1 protein-coding gene is annotated in these 1,008 nt (G+C 55.6%); it reads left to right on the top strand.

The window, feature by feature from the left end:
- A partial coding sequence (locus EI28_RS12650; RefSeq protein WP_048115392.1) for an ABC transporter substrate-binding protein occupies positions 1 to 786 on the top strand: 786 nt, incomplete at its 5' end.
- Positions 787 to 1,008 lie beyond the last annotated feature (222 nt).

Raw genomic sequence — 1,008 nt, 5'->3', positions numbered from 1 at the left:
GGCAAGTGGAAGTACCAGTATGCGATCGAGCCCGGTCTAAAGAATAAGCCAACGATCCAACCAGCAGGCGGGGAGATCAATATCGAGGAGCTCATGAAGATCAACCCCGACGTTGTGTTTACCATGGAGAGGGGGCAAGTAGAAACACTCGAGAAGAACGATATCCCTGTCATTTACCTCTCCTGGACGGATGCCGAGGACGTGAAGGGCCTGATGAGAGTGCTCGGAGGGATCTTCGACGAGCAGGAGAGGGCTGAGAGATACGTCAGGTACTTCGACGAGGCCACCGCCCGCCCGGGTAAGGTCGTCGCATCCCTGCCGGACGACCAGCGGCCGAAGGTGCTGTTCTGCAACTACAACAGCATGTCGGCAGGCCTCAAGATAAGTGATTGGTGGATCGAGAAAGCCGGAGGCATAGCTGTCGCCAAGAACAAACGCGTTGCGGAGAGCATGACGTTCGATCTGGAGCAGTTACTCGCATGGGACCCCGACGTGATCATCCTCTTCAATCCCGAACAGACTGCCCCTGTTCGAAATGATACAAGGCTCAGCGGGGTAAGCGCGATAAAGAACGGGAACGTGTATGCGGCGCCCATGGGAGCACACTACTGGTGCCAGCGTACGAGCGAGACGCCGCTGATGGTGCTCTGGACGGCGAAGACGATCTACCCGGAGCAGTTCAAGGACCTCGATATGGAGGCTGAGGTCATAGCCTTCTACAAAGAGTTCTACAACTGCGACATAACGCGAGATCAGGCGGCAGAGATACTCAGCGGAACGGCATAAGCACCGCCGAATGTTCCGTGCCTCTAAATTCGCATAGAGGGAGTTGTTGCGGGTGAAAGAAAAACTACGGTCTGAAAAGCGCTCATAACGATATCACTCATAATACCGTGTTGCACAATCTCCAAGGATTTCCTCGCGGGTCTTCCTGCGGTGGCTTCGCTCGGGGTAAGGCCGTTCCCAACGTTCTTTCTTGGGCATGAAGGCCCGGAATGGACGACCGTC

The organism is Methanoculleus sp. MH98A, from assembly GCF_000691865.1.
GTDB lineage: Archaea > Halobacteriota > Methanomicrobia > Methanomicrobiales > Methanoculleaceae > Methanoculleus.
The sequence above is the reverse complement of the archived record's forward strand: the minus strand, read 5'-3'. Positions and strand labels throughout refer to the sequence as shown.